Below are 16,835 nucleotides of genomic sequence, written 5' to 3'. Positions count from 1 at the left end.
GGATAATACCACCGTCCTCATTGCTCAGCTTTCAGCCCCCCGTGAAACGGCCATGATTGCGAAAAGGCGACAAGCTTTGCACAGATCGACCCTTGGTTTCTGGGCGGCCAGCTTTCATATAGGGGGCAAGTTCGAAATGGAGAGCAAGCGCATGATCGATATTCTTGGCGGCGCGGGAGATATGGCCCCCGCAGGTGATCTGGTCAAAGACGTGACCGAGGCGACATTCATGCAGGACGTCGTCGATGCGTCGATGCAGGCGCCGGTGATCGTGGATTTCTGGGCGCCCTGGTGCGGGCCGTGCAAGACCCTTGGCCCCGCATTGGAAGCTGCGGTGACCAAGGCCAAAGGCGCCGTCACAATGGCAAAGATCGACGTGGATCAGAACCAGCGTCTGGTGCAGGCGCTGTCGCAGCAGGGTCTGCCGCTGCAATCCATCCCCACGGTTGTCGCCTTCGTTCAGGGCCGTCCAATTGATATGTTCCAGGGCGCTGTGGCCCCATCCGAAATCGATTCATTCATCAAGCGTGCCATCGAAGCAGGCGGCGGCAGTGCAGATGGCGGTCTGGGCGATGCAATCGAAGCCGCAGAGCAGATGCTGACCGACGGCGATGTGGCAGATGCCGCACAGACCTTCGCCGCTGTTCTCGGCGAAGACGACAAAAACGCAGCTGCCTATGGCGGTCTGGCCCGTGCCCATGTTGCCATGGGCGACTTGGACCAGGCAGAGGCCGTGCTGAATGGCGCCCCGGCCGAGATTTCCGACGCTGCAGAGATAGAGGCAGCACATGCGCAAATCGCCTTGGCACGGCAGGCCGAGAATGCCGGTCCAGTAGCCGAACTGCGCGCAACCGTGGAGGCCTATCCCGAAGACCACCAGGCGCGGTTTGATCTGGCGCAGGCCTTGCATGCCGCCGGCGAGGCTGAGGCAGCTGTGGATGAGCTTCTGACGCTGTTCCGCAAGGATCAGGAATGGAATGACGGCGCCGCGAAGGCCCAGTTGTTCACGATCTTTGATGCGCTGAAGCCAAATGATCCAATTGTTCTGAATGGTCGACGCAAACTCAGCTCAATCATATTTGCCTAGGCCGATGTCAGCGCTACAGTCCCTAGAATGATACAGGCCGTTGATCTGCCCGATACCCTACCGGTGTTTCCTCTGCCCGGGGCGCTGTTGCTGCCCCGTGCCCGTTTACCGTTGCACATATTTGAGCCGCGCTACCTGCAAATGCTGGAAGATACGTTCAAGACATCGCACCGGTTGATCGGGATGGTACAGCCGTTCCCTTCGAAAACGGAAGACAGCACCCTTCACAGCATAGGCTGTGCGGGGCGCGTGACCCAGTTTTCAGAGACCGAGGATGGGCGTTACCTGATCACATTGTCCGGGGTATCTCGCTTCCGGATCAGGACCGAGGTCAACGGGTTCACCCCTTATCGCCGGTGCGAAGTCGACTGGGGCGATTTCACCCGCGATTTGGGTAAGGTGGAGGCCGACAAAAGCTTCAACCGGCCAGGATTTTTGGACTTGCTCGAGCGCTTTTTTGAATCGCGCAGCCTATCGACAGATTGGGAAGCACTGAAGGACGCTGAAGACGAGCTGTTGATCAACTCCCTGTCCATGATGCTCGACTTCGATCCCGAGGACAAACAGGCCTTGCTCGAAGCGCCCTGCCTTGCCACAAGGCGCGAAACCCTGGTCACATTGATCGAGTTTGCCCTGCGCGGCGGCTCGCATGAGGAAATTCTGCAATGAGCACTGAACCGTCTTCCACCGATAGCGTGGCGGTCTCCTTTGATCGCCGGATGCTGGAGGCATTGGTCTGCCCCCGCACCCAGACGGTTCTTGAGTATGACGCATCTGCACAGGAACTGATTTCGCGCGCAGGCAATCTGGCCTTCCCAATCCGCAACGGCATCCCGGTGATGCTGGAGGATGAAGCCCGCGTACTGGACTAACGCCAGCGCTCCTTATTGAAAAATCACGCAATGTGACGGAGGCCGGGCATGGTTTGCCCGGCCTCCGTCCGCAGGATCGTATGATATGCTGGGGGTTAGATCGCCCGCCCCTGCAGTAGGCGCGGCAAATCCCCGGTCAGCCCCGCGGCCTCTCGGATGAAGTTCTGCCGCAGACCTGGGATCGCGCCAACCACGCCCATACCGATGTCTCGCCCAAGACGAAGCAGCGGATTATCGCTGGAAAACAGCCTGTTGAACATATCAGTGGCTGCTGCGAGGCTGGCGGTATCAAAACGACGCCACTGCTGGTACCGCGCCAGCACCAAGGGTGAGGCGATATCCTCACCACGGCGTTTGGCCTCGGTCAATACCTCCGCCAGAGCGCCAACATCGCGAAGACCCGCATTGAGCCCCTGCCCTGCAATCGGATGAACCCCATGTGCCGCGTCGCCAACCAGCGCCAAACGGTCCGACACAAATGCATTCGCCAGTGTCAGGTTCAGCGGATAGGTAAACCGGTCCCCCGCCAGGCTGATCTCGCCCAGAAAATCACCAAACCGCGGACGCAGGGCGGTCAGGTAATCCGCCTCCCCAAGCGCCTGAATGGACTGGGCCGTGCTGCTGCGTTCGCTCCAGACGATTGAAGACCGGTTACCCGGCAGCGGCAGGATGGCCAGAGGGCCAGGTGGCATGAAGAATTGATGTGCGACCCCGTGGTGGGGCTTTTCATGTTGAATCGCACAGACCAAGGCGGTCTGCCCGTAGTCCCATCCTGTCCGTTTGATACCCGCCCGTGCGGCGGTCCCGCTACGCCGACCATCCGCGCCAACAATCATGCCAGCACGCAATGTGTCGCCAGACGCAAGCGTCACGGTCACGCCGCTGGTGTCGACCTGCTGTGCGACCACCGTCTGCTCATCCACCAACGTGATCGCGGCGTTATCTTCCATGGCGCTGCGCAAGGCACGGCGTAGATAGCGATCTTCTATCATGTAGCCCATCGGGCCATCTTCGATCTCAGCGTGGTCGAAATGCATGAAGAATGGCGACGGCCCCTGCCCAACCCTGCCATCGGTGACTTTGATATCCAGCATCGGCTGCGCTTTGTCAGCGACCTGCGACCAGACGCCGATCTGATCCACCAGCCGCTGCGAGGCCAGCGCCAGCGCATAGCTACGCCCATCAAAGGCGTCATCGTCGCGCAGATCTCGGGGAAGCGCATCGATCAGGGTCACGCTATGCCCAGTCTGTGCCAGCGCCAACGCAAGAGCCGGACCATTCAGGCCACCGCCCACAATCAGGATGTCAGATGTGTTTTTCATGCCCCGCAATATGCGCCTGCGATTGGGATTGTCCATGGGGCGCGGTGCCGCTACCGTCGCCCCATCCCGTGCAATTTGGAGAGGCGCATATGCAAGAGTGGCTGACGCAGACCGCGGCGAATTTGGGCCGTGGCATTGACGCGGGCGATATCTGCCCGGTTGCCCTGACCAAAACCTATCTCAACGCGATTGACGCCCATCCGCATCGTGATCGGATCTACACCGTTGTAACACATGATCGCGCCCTCGCCGAAGCTGAGGCCGCCAGACAACGCGCGGCAGATGGGCAGAGGTTGTCGCTGTTGGACGGTGTTCCCATCAGCTGGAAGGACCTGTTTGACAGCGCCAGCATAGCAACCGAATCCGGGTCTGATCTGCTGGCCAATCGCATACCTGATCGCGATGCGCTGGTGCTGCAATCAGCAACCGCGATGGGCGCTGTCTGCCTTGGCAAGACGCATATGAGCGAGCTGGCGTTCTCCGGGCTTGGCCTCAACCCGGTGAAGGCGACACCGCCTTGCATTCACGACGACGCGGCCGCTCCTGGCGGATCATCTTCCGGTGCGGCAACCTCTGTCGCCTTTGGGCTTGCGGCCTGTGGAATCGGCTCTGATACAGGGGGGTCAGTGCGTATTCCGGCGGCATGGAACGATCTTGTGGGGCTAAAGACCACCTCCGGCCGGATCAGTCTGGAAGGAGTCGTGCCGCTCTGCCTCAGATTTGATACGGTCGGCCCGCTGGCCCGCTCGGTTGAGGATGCCGCGCTCTATCTCGGCGTGTTGGAAGGCAACCATGGCCCCGACCTGAGGGGGGCATCCCTGGCAGGGAAGCGATTTGCCGATCTGTGGACTGTCGCGCAGCAGGATCTCGCGCCTGAGGTTGCAAGTGCCCACAGCAAGGCCCTCGATCGATTGCGCGCAGCCGGGGCGGAGATCATCCCGCTTGAGGTGCCCGTTCTGGAAGAAGCCATGGCCCTGAGCGCGGTCCTGTTCACATCTGAGGCTTACGGTCTGTGGAAGGATGTGATCGAGGCGGCCCCGGATCTGATGTTCCCAGAGATCCTAGAACGCTTCCGCTCCGGTGCGGGATTCAGCGGCCCGGACTATGTCGCAGCTTGGGCCAAGCTGGAACAGTTTAGAATGGACTGGGATCTGGCCACCGCAGGCTTTGACGGGATCCTCTGCCCGACCTCCCCCATTCTGCCGCCGAATGTCGCACGGCTCCAAAGCGATCACGACTATTACATCCATTCGAACCTTATGGCGTTGCGAAATACCCGGATTGGGAACCTGATGGGCCTCTGCGCCCTGACGCTGCCAACAGGGGTACCATCCTGTGGGTTGCAGATCATCGGCCAGCCCGACTGCGAAGAGGCGCTTTTGCGGATTGGTGTTGCGGTGGAGCGAGCGTTGGCGTGAAAGCCACATTTCGCCAAGCCCGGTTTTGCGCGGCTGGACGCAGCGGGATCGGCTCTGTAGTTTGTTCGCAAACGGGGCATTAACGATCCCGGACCTGAGGCCAGATATATGAATTTTCCAGAGCGGTTTTCAAACCTGCCGCCATATGCGTTTCCGCGCCTGCGGGCGTTGCTTGACCATCACACGCCGGGCGGCGACGTGGTGCATATGACCATTGGTGAACCCAAACATGATTTCCCCGCCTGGGTTACCGATGTCATCGTCGAAAATGCCGCGGGCTTTCAAAGCTACCCCCCGAATGAGGGCAGCGCAGAGCTTCGCGGCGCCATCAGCGACTGGATCAAGCGTCGCTATGACGTGAGCGTTGATCCGATGACACAAGTGATGGCGCTGAACGGCACCCGTGAGGGTCTTTACAATGCCGCAATGGCATTGTGCCCGGAGCAGAAAAACGGTGCGAAACCCGTGGTTCTGATCCCTAACCCGTTTTACCAAGTCTATATGGTGGCGTCGATCTCCGTCGCGGCTGAGCCTGTCTTTGTGCCTGCCACTGCAGATACGGCCCACCTGCCGGACTATGCCGGCCTGCCACCGGAAGTGTTGAACCGCACCGCTGTAGCCTACATCTGCTCTCCCGCGAACCCACAGGGCGCTGTTGCGAGCCGGGCATATTGGACCCAGCTGATCCAGCTGGCAGAACAGTATGATTTCCGCATCTTTGCTGACGAATGCTATTCTGAGATCTACCGCGATTCCGCACCTGTCGGCGCGTTGAGCGTAGCCCAGGAGCTGGGTGCAGATCCCGAACGCGTTGTTCTGTTCAACTCGCTCTCGAAACGCTCCAATCTTGCAGGTCTGCGTTCAGGTCTGATTGCAGGTGGCCCAGATACCATGAAGCGCGTGCATCAGCTGCGTGCCTATTCCGGCGCCCCCTTGCCCGCACCGTTACAGGCGGCCGCAGCCAGGGTCTGGGCTGATGAAGCGCATGTCACGGAGAACCGCGCGCTTTATCAGGAAAAATACCGGATTGCGGATCAGGTCTTTGACGGGCTGGACGGCTACATGGCGCCCGAGGCAGGTTTCTTCCTCTGGCTGCCGGTCGAGGACGGCGAGGCCGCGGCACTGAAACTGTGGCAGGACGCCGGTGTGCGGGTCCTACCCGGTGCCTATCTGGCCCAAGGTGACGGCACCGCAAATCCCGGCAAAGGCTATATTCGTGTGGCGCTGGTTGCGCCCGCAGAACAGACAGAGGTCGCCCTGCGCACGCTGCGCAGCTGCCTGTACTGACGACCCATTGCATGCGCCCCGTTCAGAGGGGGCGCCAAAATAAGAAAAGTCATGGGGATCAAACCCGCGCCAAAAGCGGGACACCCCGACGGACAAGATGAAACGAGGTAGGCATGGCATTTCAGACGCGCAGCCGTGATCCATTGCTGGACAGCACGATGCAGGCGGCCATTGAGAAACGCGGAAAGGAACTGATCGGCGTGTTGCTGATCGGGTTGGGCCTGATGGTTGCCCTGATGATCGGCAGCTATTCCGCAGATGATCCCAACTGGATGGTGTCAACTGATGCACCGGTCCAGAATTTGCTGGGCCGCACTGGCGCCTCTGTGGCTTTCATTCTGATCACCCTCTTTGGCAAGGCCAGTTGGGCAATTGCGCTGTTTCTGACTGTTTGGGGCGGACGCTGCGTGCTGCACCGGGGGGAGGATCGTTTTCTCTGGCCACTGCTGCTGTCGTTGCCCTGGCTCCTGCTGGTCTCACTGCACCTTGAAACACTGGTTCCATCAGAAGCGTGGAAATCGGCTCATACCTTTGGCCTTGGTGGTATGATCGGATACACCTTCCTTGGCATGCTCCTGGCCCTACTGCCGGTCGGGCTGATCTTTCTGGTCAAATTCCTGTCACTGCTGACTGCGCTTGGTATGGTCAGCCTCGGCGCGACTGTGCTCGGCTTCACCCGGCCCGAGGTGACGCGCGGCCTGCGATTTATCCTGGTTGGCCTCATCCTGATCTATGGTGCAATTGCAGGTCTGCTTGGCCGGGGTGCCGCCAGTGGTATGCAGGCGGCACTCAGCTATCGCAGTCGTCGCGCCGAACGTACCGCAGCCGCCGTGGCTATGGCTGATGTTGTCGACAGTGCGGAAACCGATCCGCAGATGTTTGAACCGATGGACTTCGACGATGCCCCCATGGCCGCGCCACCTCTGGGCGCCCCCTCACTTGGGCCAGCTGCCGCTCCCCATGCTCGGGTAGAGCCTGCCTTCGAGGCGTCGCAGGAAGAAATCCCGGAGCCGGTTAAGGAAAAGACCGGGTTGTTTGCCCGAGTGCCAAACCTCATTCGTCGCGCAGAACCGGTCATGCCAGAGCCGGAGCTGGTTGAACCCGCGCTAAGCGATATGAGTGCCGCCGCAGATCTGGACGATCTGCCCGGCGATGAACGGATCGCGGAGAAAATCGCCAGCGCGGTGCGTGTACGCCGAGCAGCTGATGTCGCCCCCGAAGTGGATTTCCCGCTGACCAAGGGCCGCGGGCGCCGACCAGAACCGCTGATTTTCAACCCCAATCAAGCGCTTGACGGCCTACCACCAGAGCCACCGTTGACCGGCGCGTCATTGGACGCCATGGGTGCGGCACTGGGGGTAACCCCGTCTTTGCCCCCCGCCCCCGAAACGGGCTTCTCTGCCGACATTGATCCTCATCGGGGCTACGATGACGCCGCCTATGATCATCCTGCTGTCGCATCATCTGAGTTACAGCATGATACCTCTCCGGAGTTCGTTGATCATGTGGCATCGGAAGATCTGCCCAATGCGCCCGCCGTCACCTCAGGTGCTGCGCAGGTGCTGCGCCGTGCACCGCAGTCAGCGCAAGCCGTCGCGGACACTCCGGCGACTGCTGCACCTGTGACGCCGCCTGTAACGCTCCCCGTGGCGGAACCCCGTCGGGCCGTTGTGGAGCAACCTGTGCGCAAACAGCCGCAGCCATCGACCCGAGCCAAGGCGGAAGCGCAACCTCCCCTCGCGTTTGAGGATACCAGCAGTGACTTTGAACTGCCGCCCCTCTCTCTGCTGACCAGTCCCGCACAAATCGAACGTCATCATCTGAGCGATGAGGCGCTTGAGGAAAACGCCCGGATGCTGGAATCGGTGCTGGATGACTACGGCGTCAAAGGAGACATCGTTTCAGTGCGCCCCGGTCCCGTTGTCACCATGTATGAACTGGAACCGGCACCCGGCCTGAAGGCAAGCCGGGTTATCGGTCTGGCTGATGATATCGCCCGGTCGATGTCGGCGCTCTCTGCGCGGGTTTCTACCGTGCCCGGCCGCACAGTGATCGGTATCGAGCTGCCAAACGACAAACGCGAAAAAGTTGTCCTGCGTGAAATTCTCGCCTCGCGCGATTTCGGCGACGGCACGCATGCGCTGCCGCTGGCGCTTGGTAAGGATATTGGCGGCGACAGCATGGTCGCCAACCTCGCCAAAATGCCCCATCTGCTGATCGCAGGAACCACCGGTTCGGGCAAATCCGTGGCGATCAACACCATGATCCTGTCTCTGCTTTACAAGCTGACACCGGATGAGTGCCGCCTGATCATGATCGACCCCAAGATGCTGGAACTTTCCGTATATGATGGAATCCCGCATCTGCTGTCACCGGTGGTGACCGATCCCAAGAAGGCCGTCGTTGCCCTCAAATGGGTCGTTGGCGAAATGGAAGACCGCTATCGCAAGATGTCCAAAATGGGCGTGAGAAATATTGCGGGCTTTAACGGGCGTGTGAAAGAAGCGCTCTCCAAGGGCGAAATGTTCAGTCGAACCGTACAGACTGGATTTGACGACGATACCGGCGAACCCGTTTTCGAGACCGAAGAATTCGCCCCCGAAGCATTGCCCTATATTGTCGTTATCGTGGACGAGATGGCCGACCTGATGATGGTCGCTGGCAAGGAAATCGAAGCCTGTATCCAGCGCCTGGCGCAGATGGCGCGGGCCTCGGGTATTCACCTGATCATGGCCACGCAGCGGCCGTCGGTCGATGTGATCACCGGCACGATCAAAGCCAACTTCCCGACCCGGATTTCCTTCCAGGTGACCTCAAAAGTGGACAGCCGGACCATCCTTGGTGAGATGGGCGCCGAACAGCTTCTCGGGATGGGCGACATGCTCTATATGGCCGGCGGCGCGAAGATCACCCGCTGTCATGGCCCCTTTGTGTCAGATGAAGAGGTGGAGGAGGTCGTCAATCACCTCAAGCAATTTGGCCCGCCTGAATACATCGGCAATGTACTGGACGGTCCGGACGACGAAAAGGCGGACAACATCGACGCGGTTCTGGGCCTCTCAACCGGAGGGAACACCGATACCGAGGATGCCCTCTATGACACCGCTGTGCAGATTGTGATCAAGGATCGCAAATGCTCGACCTCCTACATCCAGCGTAAACTTGCCATTGGCTACAACAAGGCCGCACGTCTTGTTGAACAAATGGAGGAAGAGGGCCTCGTTTCCCCCGCAAACCACGTCGGCAAAAGGGAAATTCTGGTGCCTGAGCAATAAATCCGGGGCGGGGCCAATTGGTCCCGCCTCTTCACATTTGTCGCAGCGTCCTTATTTAGAAGCCATGAAACAAATCGCCTACGCCATAGCGCTGACGCTCTGTTCCCCGGCTGCATGGGCAGCCGAGAAGCTGAGCCTGAATGAAGTTTCGCAATACCTGAACGGGATTTCCACCGCCACGGCCCCTTTCAGTCAGATCAACGACGACGGCAGCCTATCGACCGGGAAGCTGTATATGCACCGGCCCGGCCGGATGCGGTTCGAATATGCCCCCCCGAACAAGGGCGTTGTTGTTGCAGGTGCGGGCGCTGTGCTGATTCAGGATCCGAAATCCAATCAGCCACCGGAAACCTATCCGCTGAAGCGCACCCCGCTCTCGCTGATCCTTGCCCGGAACGTCGATCTTGGGCGTGCCAATATGGTCGTTGGTCACAGTTTTGACGGCACCTCGACCATCATCCGGGCGCAGGACCCCAAGAACCCAGAGTATGGCAGCATCGAAATGATGTTCACCGGCGACCCGGTCGAACTGCGTAAATGGGTGATCCACGATGGTTCAGGGGGGCAGACCACGGTGATCCTGGGCGGGTTGAAGACCGGCGTGAAGCTGCCATCGAAACTCTTCAACACCAGCTCGGCTCCCTCACGCTGATAAGCCACAGACAAAAAGCCCCCGCCCAATAATCTGAGCGGGGGCTTTTCTTTCAGAGATGCGCCGATCAGCGTGCGCGGCGGCAAGTGGAGAGCTGCGTCTGATACATCTCAGCCCGCGCCTGGACCTTGCCCGCGACGCGCAACAGCCAGGGTTTGGACCGATAGGTGCCCCGCGCAAAACCGGTGTGGCCATCGTGGTAGGCGAGATACTGGTTGCGCGCATCATAGAGAGACACGCCGTTGCGCTCCCGCGTCTGGTTCATGTACCAGCCCATGAAATCGGTGGCGTCCTTGATGCGGTTGCGTTTCGCACCGCGCCGTCCAGCCGATCTGCGGTAGTCATCCCAAGTGCCATCCAACGCCTGGCTGTAGCCGTATGCGCTGGATTGCCGCCCCATCGGGATCACCCCCAGCGCAAACCGATGCGGTGTGCGCGCATCGGAACGGAATCGGCTCTCCTGGTGGATAACAGCCATCTGCACATGCATCGGCACGCCCCAACGTTTCTCTGTGGCACGGAACGCCTTCAGATACTCAGGCCGTTGCTTGATAATGCTACACGCATTATCGAGATTGCGGGGCGGAGATCCACTGCCACCGCCGCAGGATGCCACGATCAACAATAGGATCATGGCGCCTATGATTCTGCTCATTGCCTCTGCCTCTTGTAAATCACTGGGCGTATTTTGGCGGGAGTGTAGCCAATCAGGCGCGGCGTGAAAATCACTATTCCGTGGTGCCGCCGGTGAAGGCGGTCAGCGGCACCGTCAGAAACGTGTCAGAGATCAAATGTTGCAAAAACGGGCGCATGATCGCTGGGTTTCTCCCAACCACGCGCATCACGCATCACCCGGCTGGAATGGGCTGCGTTCTTGATATCCGGCGTCGCCCAGATGTGATCCAGTCGGCGTCCTTTGTCCGCCGCATCCCAGTCCTTGGCGCGGTAGCTCCACCAGCTGTAGAGCTGTCCGTCAGGAATATCGTTGCGCGTGACATCCAACCAGCCACCTGCGTCCATGACATCGGCGAAATGTTCGACCTCAATCGGGGTGTGGCTCACCACCTTAAGTAGCTTCTTGTGGTCCCAGACATCATCCTCGCGCGGCGCAATATTGAGGTCACCAACCAGAATGGATTTCTCGGGCCGTTCGGCGTTGAACCAATCGCGCATATCCGTGAGGTAATCGAGCTTCTGACCGAATTTCTCATTCACCGCGCGATCCGGTACATCGCCGCCAGCAGGCACATAGAAATTATGGATCGTGACCCCGTTTTCCAACCGCCCCGCGATGTGGCGCGCATGGCCAAGGTCCGCAAAATCCTTATCGCCGACATCTTCGATCGGCAGCCGGGACAGGATTGCCACGCCGTTGTACCCCTTTTGCCCACGCGCAACCATGTGGCCGTAGCCAAGCTCGGCGAACTGCTCCATCGGGATCTTGTCCACCGGGCTTTTGCATTCCTGCAAGCACAGCACATCCGGACCTTCCTCTGCCAGAAGTTTGCATACGATCGGCTCCCTCAGGCGGACCGAATTGATGTTCCAAGTGGCTAGGGTGAACGACATTGCGCGCCTCTTTCTGTCAGGTCTGTGCTGTGGGCGGGATACTGCCCGCTCTGACGCACTGATACCAGTGGCCAAATGACTGTAGGAGGCCGCCCAAACTGCGCACACGCCCTGCCAGTGCCAAACGGATAAAAAAGGCCGGGCACAGAGGCCCGGCAGTCCAACAGGGAGGAACATGTCATTACCCGGACATGCACGGGAACTTTCATCAGGGCCTAAGAGGCCTGTCTCAACACTGTTCGTATCGCTGAGACAGGGCGATTCTATGGCGCAAGGGTGTCAGATTGCCAGTTTGTAGCCGCCCGACTCTGTGACCAGTATACGTGCATTTGACGGATCTGGTTCAATTTTTTGGCGAAGGCGATAAATATGGGTCTCAAGCGTGTGGGTTGTCACTCCGGCATTGTAGCCCCAGACCTCGTGCAACAGCACATCGCGCTGTACCACTCCCTCGTTCGAGCGGTAGAGGAATTTGAGGATATTGGTTTCCTTTTCCGTCAAACGGATCTTGCGCTCATCTTCGGTCAAAAGCAGCTTCATCGCAGGCTTGAACGTATAGGGGCCAAGCGCGAACACGGCATCTTCGGATTGCTCATGCTGGCGCAGCTGGGCACGGATTCGCGCAAGCAGCACCGGAAATTTGAACGGTTTGGTCACATAGTCGTTGGCGCCCGCATCCAGACCCAGAATAGTGTCCGCATCGCTATCGTGGCCCGTCAGCATCAGGATCGGGGCCTTCACGCCCTGCTTGCGCATCAGACGGCAGAGTTCGCGGCCATCGGTATCCGGCAAGCCCACATCCAGAATGATCAGATCATAAAGCGCTTCCTTTGCCCGCTCCATCGCGTTCTGACCGTTCTCAGCCTCAAAGACATCAAAGTCCTCGGTCATGACCAACTGTTCGCTCAAGGCTTCGCGCAGATCCTCGTCATCATCAACGAGCAGTATTTTCTTCAGTTGGGCCATTACCTTGTCCTCCTGTGCTACTCCCAACACATGCGCAGTCCATTCCCCGATCACAAGTTATGCTGCAAAGCTTTCACGCCGACGTGTCCATCAGACGGGAATTGTTTCACTTTCGCATCGTTTGTGACTACTTAAGGTCGGGTCACCGCCATGATGCAGCGCCCCAAGACGTCAACGACCTCACAGGATTCCCGCATGAGTCTGATGCCTACGATGATCGACCTTCTGGCCCGCGCGCGGGTGGACTTGCGCATGGGGCTACCGGTCGTTCTGACAACCCCAGACCAAGCCATTCTGGCCCTCGCGGTGGAGCCTTTGGACACGAAACGTCTTGCCAGCTTGTGGGCGCTTGGTCCTATTGCGCTGACGGTGACAGCTCGGCGCGCTGAAACACTGAAGGCACGGGTCTATGATGGGGATATCGCCCGCATTGCCGTTCCATCATCTGCCGATCTTACGTGGATCCAAGCAGTTGCAGATCCGGCTGATGACCTGCGCACACCAATGAAGGGGCCACTGCGAAGCGACAGGGACGGTGACGTGGAACTGCATCGGCTGGCCATCGCATTGACGAAATCAGCCCGACTGCTACCTGCGGCAGTTATCTGCCCATTGCAACACCCCGCACAGTTTGCCCAAAGTCACGGACTAACAACCCTGCCACTCGCCGCTGTTGCACCACTGATGGTCGAAAGCTCTCCGCTCCACCCCGTGGCCGCCGCCCGCCTGCCAATTGCCGCTGCCGAAGCTGGTCGACTGCATATCTTTCGCCCTGAAGATGGCGCCGAGGAACACTACGCCATCGAGATCGGCAAACCTGACCGCAGCCAGCCAGTTCTGGCCCGGCTGCACTCGGCCTGTTTTACCGGCGACGTTCTGGGGTCGCTGAAGTGCGACTGCGGTCCACAGCTTCATGGGGCACTGGCGCAAATGGGTGCCGAGGGCCAGGGTGTTCTGCTCTACCTCAACCAAGAAGGGCGCGGGATTGGTCTGGCCAACAAGATGCGTGCATATTCACTGCAAGATCAGGGATTTGACACGGTTGAGGCCAATCATCGCCTTGGGTTCGAAGATGATGAGAGAGATTTTCGCCTGGGCTCGGCGATCCTGAAGGAGCTGGGCTTTTCTTCGGTGCGCCTGCTGACCAACAACCCCAACAAGATTTCTATGATGGAAAAAACCGGTATCGCAGTCACCGAACGGGTGCCGCTGAAGGTCGGGGAGACCGCATTCAACCGCGAATATCTCGCAACCAAAGCCGCCAAATCCGGTCATATGCTGTGAGATCAGCCGTCCCACGCGACTTGCGGTCAACCGACATGCTGCTTACCCCAAGGGGCCTGCGCTTTGCTGGGCGCACCCTGCCCTGTTCAATTGGGCGCGGCGGGCTGAGCCCGAACAAGGTCGAGGGCGATGGCGCAACGCCAATCGGCTGTCATCTTGTCGTCGGTATGCTCTATCGACCGGACCGAATGGCACCACCCACCGATTGGGCTGAGCCGATCGGCCCCCGCGACCTGTGGTCCGATGCTGCCGACGCGGAGGATTACAACCAACACGTCCGCGCGCCGTACGCCGGCAGCCATGAAGCGCTCTGGCGAGCCGACCCTCTGTATGATCTGATCCTGGTCACGGATTGGAACTGGCCTGACGCGCAATCCGGACGAGGTTCTGCTATTTTCCTGCACCAATGGCGACGCCCCGGCCACCCGACCGAGGGCTGCATCGCATTTTCGCGTCAGGATTTACACTGGCTGGCCAGACTGATTGTGCCCGGAACGCGCCTTGTGGTGCCACCGCTGGCGCACTGAGAGCTTGCTGCGCAAACTATTCAGAGCTCGTAAGCGCGCGCACCGAAAATGGCCGATCCAACCCGAACATGTGTCGCGCCCAGGGCCACGGCAGTCTCGAAATCACCGCTCATACCCATCGACAAGCCGCTCAGACCGTTCCGGGCCGCAATCTTACCCAGTAGAGAAAAATGCAGGCTCGGCTCTTCATCAGCGGGTGGAATACACATCAGACCTTCAATGATGAGATCCATGTCCTGACACTCGCGGATAAAGGCATCCGCCTCACGCGGCGGGATACCCGCCTTTTGCGGCTCTTCGCCGGTGTTCACCTGAACAAATAACTTGGGACAGTGGCCGAGCTCCTGCGCCAATCGGGCGAGAGCCTTTGCCAGTTTCGGCCGATCCAGAGTGTGAATACTCTGAAACAGCTCCATCGCTTGGCGCGCTTTGTTGGATTGCAACGGGCCAATCAGGTGCAAATCCAGATCAGAATAACGCATCGCAAAGTCCGGCCACTTTCCAACGGCTTCCTGTACGCGGTTCTCGCCAAAACAACGATGACCCTCTTCAAGGACAGCCTCAACCCTTTCGTTGGGCTGAACTTTGGATACCGCGATCAGCTTGGCCGAACCCTTAGGGCGGCCAGCGTTTTCCTCAGCGATATGGATGCGGGCTTGGATGTCTTGAAGCGACATGGGCGGTCTCACTCTGGTCAGATGTTGACGCAGACAAACACGGTTTCTGCCCAAAAGAAAAGGGCGAGCTCGCAAGAGCCCGCCCCAAGAACCGTAGTGGTTCAGGTCAGCTTAGAAGCTGAACTGAGCACCGAAGTCGGCACGCATCTGGCCGTCGGCGTTGCCGGTTTTGCTTTCGCCGATACCGCCACGCAGGGAGACGCCGCCGCCCAGGTCGTGGATCACGCCCAGACCGATGTTGCGGGTGTCGCCGTCGCCGGAGCCGTCGCCGTAAGCGAAGGTCAGGGTGGTTGCGGAGCTTACGTCGTAAGCTGCGGAGATACCGTAGAAGGTGTCGGATTCGTTGACTGCTGCAACGGATTCGTCACCAACGATCAGAGTACCGGAGAATGCACCCCAGGAACCGCCGAGGGTCAGGACGGTCATGTCGAAGTCTGCAGCTGCACCGTTGTCGGTTTCACCATATGCCAGAGCGGCAGTGATGTTACCGAAGGTGTAAGCAGCGTGGATGTCGAAACGGTCGCCGTCTGCGCCGTTTGCTGCCTGGTCGTAAGCAGCTGCAACAGCGAAGTCACCAACAGCGTAACGTGCATATACACCGTTTACGCCTGCGCCACCGGAAGAGTAACCGATGAAGTCATAGTCAGCACCGGAGTACTGGCCCATGAATGTTTCCAGGCCCGGCTCGTTGCCGTAGTAGTTGGGCAGGTTGTCGATTGCGCCAGCAACGTTGCCTACGTCAACACGCAGACCGCCGTACTCAACCGAGAAACGCGCGCCGTTCAGGCCAGCTGCGTTTGCTTCGCCGGAAGCAGCATCTTCGTCAGCCTGCATACGAACGCGAGCGGAGAATTTCACGCCTGCGTCGGTTTCAGCGGATGCGTCGATGTTCATACGGAAGCGGCTGACGATCACGGTGTCGGAAGTACCACCAACGGTGCGGTCTTCAACGTAACCAACACCAAAGCGGCCGTAGCCACCGAACGAAACGTCTGCTGCTGCAACACCAGCGGTGGCGACCAGCGCAGTCGAAGCGAAGAGAATCTTTTTCATGTTTTTCCCTCGGGTTTAAATGTCCAAGCTCAAACAGGCGCTGAGTGGCACAAGTCTGAGTACGCAATCCGTTTCGCTCTTTTTGGGGTGGTTGCGCAAGCTTGGGCGCAGACCGCAAAACCTTTCGGCCCGAAGTTGATGCAACCATGTCACAGTATCTTAACCCCAGCGCCATCAACGGCTTCGCACAGAGAGAGTCTATTAAAGAATAGGCTTGTTGCCGCCCTATCGCTTGGCTAGGACTAGTCCGCAACCGGAATAGCAACGGATCTTGCCCATCATGCGCTGGCTCACGAAACTTGGACTCATCTCGCTTCTGGCTGTCACAGCCAGCTGTGGCGCATTCGGCGGCAAGAACCGCGGCGGCCCGTCGACCTACAACGACAATGTCATTGGCGGCAACCCGCGAGACCCCGAGAATATAGAAGGCACAACAATCTGGGATGCCTTCAAACCGACGAAGGCGGAGCAGATTGTTCAGGTGAACCGTTACCTCTGGACCGCAACGCTGGATGTGCTCGACTTCCTGCCGCTGCAAACGGTCGAGCCATACACCGGGGTGATAGTCACAGGCTACGGTACTCCCCCGGGTGGCGGGCGCGCCTATCGCGCTACGGTTCATATCAAGGATCCCGCACTGGATGCCCGCTCGCTGAATGTCTCGCTGCAGACCCGTAATGGTCCCGTCAGCGCCAGCACCGCACGCGCGATTGAGGATGCGATTCTCTCACGGGCGCGGCAGCTTCGGATTGCTGATCGCAAACTCTGACGCGACGCATCCCCTCTTCTGCCCTCTGGAACAGGCGGGCAAACATCACTATCACAAGCGCCAGGCCCCAAACCTGG

At 59.3% G+C, this 16,835-nt stretch carries 16 protein-coding genes; 10 read left to right on the top strand and 6 right to left on the bottom strand.

From position 1 onward, the window contains the following. The first annotated feature begins 151 nt into the window (after nt 1–151). The 3 genes from J4721_RS10105 to J4721_RS10095 are packed head-to-tail and all read left to right on the top strand — an operon-like array spanning nt 152 to nt 1,959. Nucleotides 152–1,087, top strand: coding sequence for a tetratricopeptide repeat protein (locus J4721_RS10105; protein ID WP_102875105.1), 936 nt, complete (start codon nt 152–154; stop codon nt 1,085–1,087). A 27-nt stretch (nt 1,088–1,114) separates the two neighbouring features. Beyond that, nucleotides 1,115–1,756 carry an LON peptidase substrate-binding domain-containing protein gene (locus tag J4721_RS10100; RefSeq protein ID WP_211002523.1) on the top strand — a complete coding sequence of 214 codons (642 nt, stop codon included), beginning with the start codon at nt 1,115–1,117 and terminating at the stop codon, nt 1,754–1,756. Beyond that, nucleotides 1,753–1,959 carry a Trm112 family protein gene (locus J4721_RS10095; protein ID WP_014876218.1) on the top strand — a complete coding sequence of 69 codons (207 nt, stop codon included), beginning with the start codon at nt 1,753–1,755 and terminating at the stop codon, nt 1,957–1,959. Before J4721_RS10100 ends, J4721_RS10095 begins: the two co-directional genes overlap by 4 nt. Nucleotides 1,960–2,054: 95 nt before the next feature. Here the strand turns inward: J4721_RS10095 and J4721_RS10090 are convergent, their stop codons facing one another. Further along, on the bottom strand, nt 2,055–3,281 hold the full coding sequence (locus tag J4721_RS10090; protein WP_211002524.1) for an FAD-dependent monooxygenase: 1,227 nt from the start codon (nt 3,279–3,281) through the stop codon (nt 2,055–2,057). 89 nt (nt 3,282–3,370) lie between these two features. On the opposite strand from J4721_RS10090, the gene J4721_RS10085 reads away from it, so the two are divergent. From J4721_RS10085 to J4721_RS10070, 4 genes are all read left to right on the top strand, one after another. Then, complete coding sequence (locus J4721_RS10085) at nt 3,371–4,699, top strand: amidase (RefSeq protein ID WP_211002525.1); 1,329 nt, start codon at nt 3,371–3,373, stop codon at nt 4,697–4,699. A 108-nt stretch (nt 4,700–4,807) separates the two neighbouring features. Beyond that, the gene (locus J4721_RS10080; protein ID WP_102855605.1) at nt 4,808–5,986 is read left to right on the top strand and encodes an aminotransferase class I/II-fold pyridoxal phosphate-dependent enzyme; all 1,179 of its coding nucleotides are present in this window, start codon (nt 4,808–4,810) and stop codon (nt 5,984–5,986) included. Between the two features lie 113 nt (nt 5,987–6,099). Next, entirely contained in the window at nt 6,100–9,261 is a 3,162-nt protein-coding gene (locus J4721_RS10075; protein ID WP_014876222.1) for a DNA translocase FtsK 4TM domain-containing protein, read from the top strand. 64 nt (nt 9,262–9,325) lie between these two features. Next, nucleotides 9,326–9,913: an outer membrane lipoprotein carrier protein LolA gene (locus J4721_RS10070; RefSeq protein ID WP_211002526.1), complete on the top strand. Its 588-nt coding sequence runs from the start codon at nt 9,326–9,328 to the stop codon at nt 9,911–9,913. A 67-nt stretch (nt 9,914–9,980) separates the two neighbouring features. Here J4721_RS10070 and J4721_RS10065 read toward each other — a convergent pair whose 3' ends face one another. The 3 genes from J4721_RS10065 to J4721_RS10055 all read right to left on the bottom strand — a co-directional run bounded on the left by J4721_RS10065 (nt 9,981) and on the right by J4721_RS10055 (nt 12,448). Further along, the gene (locus J4721_RS10065) at nt 9,981–10,568 is read right to left on the bottom strand and encodes a hypothetical protein (RefSeq protein WP_014876224.1); all 588 of its coding nucleotides are present in this window, start codon (nt 10,566–10,568) and stop codon (nt 9,981–9,983) included. A 125-nt stretch (nt 10,569–10,693) separates the two neighbouring features. Beyond that, nucleotides 10,694–11,482: an exodeoxyribonuclease III gene (gene xth, locus J4721_RS10060; protein ID WP_211002527.1), complete on the bottom strand. Its 789-nt coding sequence runs from the start codon at nt 11,480–11,482 to the stop codon at nt 10,694–10,696. A 279-nt stretch (nt 11,483–11,761) separates the two neighbouring features. Next, nucleotides 11,762–12,448, bottom strand: a complete 687-nt coding sequence (locus tag J4721_RS10055; RefSeq protein WP_014876226.1) for a response regulator transcription factor — start codon at nt 12,446–12,448, stop codon at nt 11,762–11,764. A 195-nt stretch (nt 12,449–12,643) separates the two neighbouring features. Between J4721_RS10055 and ribA the strand changes: the two genes are divergently transcribed. After that, nucleotides 12,644–13,732, top strand: a complete 1,089-nt coding sequence (gene ribA / locus J4721_RS10050; protein WP_044040853.1) for a GTP cyclohydrolase II — start codon at nt 12,644–12,646, stop codon at nt 13,730–13,732. 35 nt (nt 13,733–13,767) lie between these two features. Further along, complete coding sequence (locus J4721_RS10045) at nt 13,768–14,259, top strand: L,D-transpeptidase (RefSeq protein WP_076617919.1); 492 nt, start codon at nt 13,768–13,770, stop codon at nt 14,257–14,259. A 20-nt stretch (nt 14,260–14,279) separates the two neighbouring features. Here J4721_RS10045 and J4721_RS10040 read toward each other — a convergent pair whose 3' ends face one another. Then, nucleotides 14,280–14,936 carry a YggS family pyridoxal phosphate-dependent enzyme gene (locus J4721_RS10040; protein WP_102915699.1) on the bottom strand — a complete coding sequence of 219 codons (657 nt, stop codon included), beginning with the start codon at nt 14,934–14,936 and terminating at the stop codon, nt 14,280–14,282. A gap of 111 nt (nt 14,937–15,047) precedes the next feature. After that, on the bottom strand, nt 15,048–15,989 hold the full coding sequence (locus J4721_RS10035) for a porin (protein WP_014876230.1): 942 nt from the start codon (nt 15,987–15,989) through the stop codon (nt 15,048–15,050). Between the two features lie 280 nt (nt 15,990–16,269). Between J4721_RS10035 and J4721_RS10030 the strand changes: the two genes are divergently transcribed. After that, complete coding sequence (locus tag J4721_RS10030; RefSeq protein WP_014876231.1) at nt 16,270–16,758, top strand: DUF3576 domain-containing protein; 489 nt, start codon at nt 16,270–16,272, stop codon at nt 16,756–16,758. The last annotated feature ends 77 nt before the right edge of the window (nt 16,759–16,835 follow it).

This window comes from Phaeobacter sp. HS011 (assembly GCF_018101215.1).
Classification (GTDB): domain Bacteria; phylum Pseudomonadota; class Alphaproteobacteria; order Rhodobacterales; family Rhodobacteraceae; genus Phaeobacter; species Phaeobacter inhibens.
The sequence above is the reverse complement of the archived record's forward strand: the minus strand, read 5'-3'. Positions and strand labels throughout refer to the sequence as shown.

What these genes read in the sequence shown, in the direction of transcription:
- J4721_RS10105 (WP_102875105.1), top strand. Translation starts at nt 152, where the DNA reads ATGATCGATATTCTTGGCGGCGCGGGAGATATGGCCCCCGCAGGTGAT.
- J4721_RS10100 (WP_211002523.1), top strand. Translation starts at nt 1,115, where the DNA reads ATGATACAGGCCGTTGATCTGCCCGATACCCTACCGGTGTTTCCTCTG.
- J4721_RS10095 (WP_014876218.1), top strand. Translation starts at nt 1,753, where the DNA reads ATGAGCACTGAACCGTCTTCCACCGATAGCGTGGCGGTCTCCTTTGAT.
- J4721_RS10090 (WP_211002524.1), bottom strand. Translation starts at nt 3,281, where the DNA reads ATGAAAAACACATCTGACATCCTGATTGTGGGCGGTGGCCTGAATGGT.
- J4721_RS10085 (WP_211002525.1), top strand. Translation starts at nt 3,371, where the DNA reads ATGCAAGAGTGGCTGACGCAGACCGCGGCGAATTTGGGCCGTGGCATT.
- J4721_RS10080 (WP_102855605.1), top strand. Translation starts at nt 4,808, where the DNA reads ATGAATTTTCCAGAGCGGTTTTCAAACCTGCCGCCATATGCGTTTCCG.
- J4721_RS10075 (WP_014876222.1), top strand. Translation starts at nt 6,100, where the DNA reads ATGGCATTTCAGACGCGCAGCCGTGATCCATTGCTGGACAGCACGATG.
- J4721_RS10070 (WP_211002526.1), top strand. Translation starts at nt 9,326, where the DNA reads ATGAAACAAATCGCCTACGCCATAGCGCTGACGCTCTGTTCCCCGGCT.
- J4721_RS10065 (WP_014876224.1), bottom strand. Translation starts at nt 10,568, where the DNA reads ATGAGCAGAATCATAGGCGCCATGATCCTATTGTTGATCGTGGCATCC.
- xth (WP_211002527.1), bottom strand. Translation starts at nt 11,482, where the DNA reads ATGTCGTTCACCCTAGCCACTTGGAACATCAATTCGGTCCGCCTGAGG.
- J4721_RS10055 (WP_014876226.1), bottom strand. Translation starts at nt 12,448, where the DNA reads ATGGCCCAACTGAAGAAAATACTGCTCGTTGATGATGACGAGGATCTG.
- ribA (WP_044040853.1), top strand. Translation starts at nt 12,644, where the DNA reads ATGAGTCTGATGCCTACGATGATCGACCTTCTGGCCCGCGCGCGGGTG.
- J4721_RS10045 (WP_076617919.1), top strand. Translation starts at nt 13,768, where the DNA reads ATGCTGCTTACCCCAAGGGGCCTGCGCTTTGCTGGGCGCACCCTGCCC.
- J4721_RS10040 (WP_102915699.1), bottom strand. Translation starts at nt 14,936, where the DNA reads ATGTCGCTTCAAGACATCCAAGCCCGCATCCATATCGCTGAGGAAAAC.
- J4721_RS10035 (WP_014876230.1), bottom strand. Translation starts at nt 15,989, where the DNA reads ATGAAAAAGATTCTCTTCGCTTCGACTGCGCTGGTCGCCACCGCTGGT.
- J4721_RS10030 (WP_014876231.1), top strand. Translation starts at nt 16,270, where the DNA reads ATGCGCTGGCTCACGAAACTTGGACTCATCTCGCTTCTGGCTGTCACA.